This is a genomic window from Pantoea sp. ME81, from assembly GCF_903970985.1.
Classification (GTDB): domain Bacteria; phylum Pseudomonadota; class Gammaproteobacteria; order Enterobacterales; family Enterobacteriaceae; genus Pantoea; species Pantoea communis.
The window spans coordinates 1-4,157 of sequence record NZ_CAJCKS010000284.1; the positions used below are offsets into that span (position 1 = coordinate 1).

Here is a 4,157-nt window from a genome sequence, read left to right on the forward strand (position 1 = left end):
GTCACGTTATAAGTCGCACTCATGCCCACCAGAGCGTAGGGCGCCACCTGGCGGGTTTCGCTGCCCGATGTCGCTTCCCCTTTATAGTTCAGCTTCTTCGGTTTCTGACGACCATACCAGGTTAACGTTCCCTGAACCGAGAGATCATTGGTGGCCTGCCAGTCCAGCGTTGAGTTAATGGTGTACTTCGGAATGATCGACAGATAATCGCCGGTGGTTTTATTCTCGTTATCAATGATGTAGGTGAAGTTATTATTCATTTTCACCGAGTCAGTGATCGGGAAGTTCAGCGTGCCCTCGAGCCCCTGAACCACGGCTTTTGGCACGTTCTCCCACTTGTACACATCCGACGTGCCGTTGTTATAAACCGGGCTGTAGCCACCTTCGATTTTGTCGTGATAGTCATTGCGATACCAGGTCAATCCGGCCTGAATATCGTCATGGTGATACTCAATACCAATCTCTTTGTTGACGCTGGTTTCAGCTTTTAAATCACTGTTACCCTGCAAATAGCAGTAACCGGAACTGGCATAGCACCCCTGGCCTTTACTGAACAGCAGATAGTTGGGGTTGGTTTGATAGAGATTCGGGGCTTTCCAGGCACGCGCGATGCCCAATTTGAGCGTGAAATCGTCACCCAGATCCTGCGAGAGGTTGAGCGCCGGGCTCCAGTTGCTGCCGCTGATGCTTTGATGATTGAAGCGGATGCCGGGCGTCAGGCGAGTGGAATCAGTTAGCTCGATGTTATCTTCAGCGTATACGCCATAGATATCCGCCGAGCTATACAGGCTGCGTCCATCGCTGGTGATGCCGTTTACCGTGCCTCCGGCCGTCGTCGTTTCGGTATTTGACGCGGGATCTTTCATCGCCTGATGATTGAATTCCGCCCCGAGGGTCAATGTCTGATTCACCCATGCTTCCAGCGGGATATTCACCTCAGAATGCAGATTGGTGTCATACAGCGAGATGGTGGAGAAACCTTCATTCGATGGGCTGAAAATCCCGGCTATGCCGCCTGACAGGCCCTCATTGAGACGGGTATTGCGCGTTTTTTCAAACTGCACGTAGTTATTGGTGGTGACACCGCTATCCCACGCGCCTGTATATTTCAAACTCAATGTCTGGCGATAGAGCACATTGGTCTCTTTGCCGTAATACTTCTGCACCAGCGCGTTGGTATTGGTGTTCTGCGTATCCCCGGCATACAGATTGCCCTGACGACTAAAGCCGGCATCCAGTTCCAATGCCTGGCGCGGCATAAACTCCCAGCGCAGGGCAGAGTGGATATCTTTGTTAATCGAACCCTCACGGCCCGAAGGATAGCTGCCGGCATAGGAACCAATACGCGGTGTGGTATGGCTCTCGTTAATGTCCTGCGCGTCAGCCTGGGTTTTACTCCAGTTGCCGTACAGGCGCAGGGTGAGGTTATCGGCCAGTGCGCCGCTCAGGCTGGCGTTATAGCGTTTTGTGGCGCCTTCATCTTTGTGTTCCGGCGCATTGAAGTAGGTATTGAAATTGCCATGCCACTCGTCAGTGGTGGGCTTGGTGATGATATTGACCACACCCCCCATCGCACCATTACCGTAGAGTGCCGCCGCCGGGCCGCGAATCACTTCAATGCGGTCGATCATCTCGGGTGGCACCCAGTTGGTATCACCGCGCGTATCACGCTCATCGCTCCAGCCATAGCGTACTGAATTGCGACTGCTGACCGGCATGCCATCGATCAATATCAATGTATTTTCCGGGCCCATGCCACGAATGTCGATTTGGCGGTTATTGCCGCGCTGGCCGCTATTGGAGTTCCCGGTGAGATTGACGCCGGGCTGAGTGCGAATAATCTCGGCCACATCGCGCTGGATAGGGTGTTTCTTAATGGCTTCGCTATCGATGGTGGAGACGCCCGGCGCCTGAAGAGTTTGTTCTCTGGCTGTCACCACCAGGGTGTTTTCAGCACTGCTTTTCTTATCGGAAATTGTCAGTGGTTTCTGCGGTGGGTTTTCTGCGGTTTGGCTGTCTTGTTTCGTGTTGTCATCAGCCTGAACAGCTGGAATCTGTAATGCTGCTGCAATAACGACACTGAGCAGCGAGCGAGCATAGATATGCTTTGCCATGATATTCAACCACTTCCTTGTAGGAGTAAAAAAGAGAAAATACCTTAGTGAGAATGATTCTTAATTTCAATGGCGGTGTGGGTTTTCGATACTATCTAGCGCAATCGATTTAAATACCGGAATAATTTTTAAAGTTGAATGCTCTCAATAATGCAAAATTCTTATTAATTTCGATCATTACAATCTTTGACGACAAGTCTAAATCCATAAAGGAATCTGAATGAATGCCGATAACCTTCAGGAATAGTTCACAAGAAGGATTATTTTGATGCTAAATGGGATTGGCAACAGCGTTCTACGCAACCTGATTTCTGCGGGTTCAAGCGTAAATACCACCGCAAACAGCAAGGCAGCACAAAGCCACTTACAGGCTGAAGCGTCCACGAAAGTGACATTCAGTGAAGCAAGCGAGGCCATTGCCGCCATCTATAAAATTGTGCCGGCACAGGTACAAAGCAGCGGCACGATCAGCAGCAGTTTACAGGCGCAACTCAACGCGGCAGCGCAGTCGGACGGCGTTGGTATGAACGCTATCGGCAGTAGTTTGCTCAAGGGCCTGGTGCAGAGTGGTGACAATGTCACGTTAAGCGTGCCCGCAACCTCATCAGCCAACGGCACCAGCAACAGTCAGAGCGCGGTGGCGCTCACCGTGACCACACAATCAGGGATTGAAGTGAGTCTGCAAATGACGCGCCAACAGGGTGGACTGGTGGTGGAGCTGAATACCAGCGGGGGTAAACTCAACCATGATGAAGCCGCAGCCATCAGTCAGCTCTCCGACGGCTTGCAAAAAGCGCTGGACGGTTTGGATGCAGGGACCACACAGCTAGATATCAGCGACCTGATGAAGTTTGATACCTCGCAGCTGAAAAGTGTCGATTTGAAGACCGATCTGCGTAATGGCGACAATGTGACGCAGTCCCTCAACCTTCACGCAGATGATAAAGAGCGCTGGCTCGGTTTTCACAACGGGGATGTCAGTATCAAGCTCGATACGGATGTGTCAAAGCTGACTCAGGCAGGCAGCGCCGAACAGCAGGCGGCCGCACTCGATCAGTGGTCTGCCAAATTTGATCAGGCCGCAACGCGTGGGCACGGCGATCGCGACATGCTGAATCTCTTCAAAGCCAGCTTCCGGGCGCTGAATACCACGCAAGGACAGGCAAGCCACAGCGTGAATACCCAGCGAGTGATCGCCATTGATGCTAATGCCGCCAAAAACGGTGCCATTAGTGGATTGGCCGATTTTTCTGCCAGCTATCAGCAGACGCCGCGCTCTGATAATCCCTATAAACCGGAGGAGCAGGACACTTTCTCTTTGGACGTCGCGCAGCAAACCCGCTCGCAGCAACACACTGATAGCCAGGATTTGACACAGGATACGCTGTTCAAACTCAAAGCCAGTTTCCACACCGCGCTGGATTCTGACGGGGCAGCGAAACTGACGGCACTTAAGTCATCGCAAAATTACCGCTATCATCTGATTGATGATGAAGAGCGCAGCCAGACCGTGGTTTCGCAGAACAAAAAAGGTGAGCTGGCTGCGCAGACCACGCAGCAACTCACTCAGCATGAGACAGTGAAAAGCTATCAGCAAGCCAAGCTTATCGATAGCGTGGAGATCCCGCACAGCGAGAAAAAAGTCTCTTCTCATAATTACGCCCGCGCACTGTTTGACCCCGAAAATTAATCAGGATCCCCTGTGCGATCCTGATACGGGGACACTGGCCCGCTGAAAACCTGCACGTCATTATGGTTGCGCTCGCGGTAGCAGGCGGCCTTCAGGCCGCCCACTTCAGCGAATCTGTAATTCCTCCAGCGCGGTCAATAGCGCATCGACTTTCGGCAACAGCTGCTTGCGGCGCGGCCATATCAGCGTCAAAGCCAATCCATCTGGCTGTTGTTCCGGCAAGATGATCTCCAGTTCACCGCGCGCCAGCGGCTCGCGCACCAGCCAGGAGGGCATCTGCGCCACGCCTAATCCGCCACACAGTGCCTGCACTTGTGCATCCACGTCACCCAGTGCCATCCGGTGTGGCACAT

3 protein-coding genes are annotated in these 4,157 nt (G+C 52.7%); 1 reads left to right on the forward strand and 2 read right to left on the reverse strand.

Annotated elements, in window-relative coordinates:
* Window positions 1-2,114: TonB-dependent siderophore receptor (locus tag H7A81_RS26235; RefSeq protein WP_182059225.1), on the reverse strand; the 2,114-nt coding region annotated here is incomplete at its 3' end.
* Between the two features lie 268 nt (window positions 2,115-2,382).
* Here H7A81_RS26235 and H7A81_RS26240 point away from each other — a divergent pair.
* The gene (locus tag H7A81_RS26240; RefSeq protein ID WP_182059226.1) at window positions 2,383-3,804 is read left to right on the forward strand and encodes a hypothetical protein; all 1,422 of its coding nucleotides are present in this window, start codon (window positions 2,383-2,385) and stop codon (window positions 3,802-3,804) included.
* Window positions 3,805-3,909: 105 nt separating this feature from the next.
* Here the strand turns inward: H7A81_RS26240 and H7A81_RS26245 are convergent.
* A partial coding sequence (locus tag H7A81_RS26245; protein WP_255479056.1) for a LysR substrate-binding domain-containing protein occupies window positions 3,910-4,157 on the reverse strand: 248 nt, incomplete at its 5' end.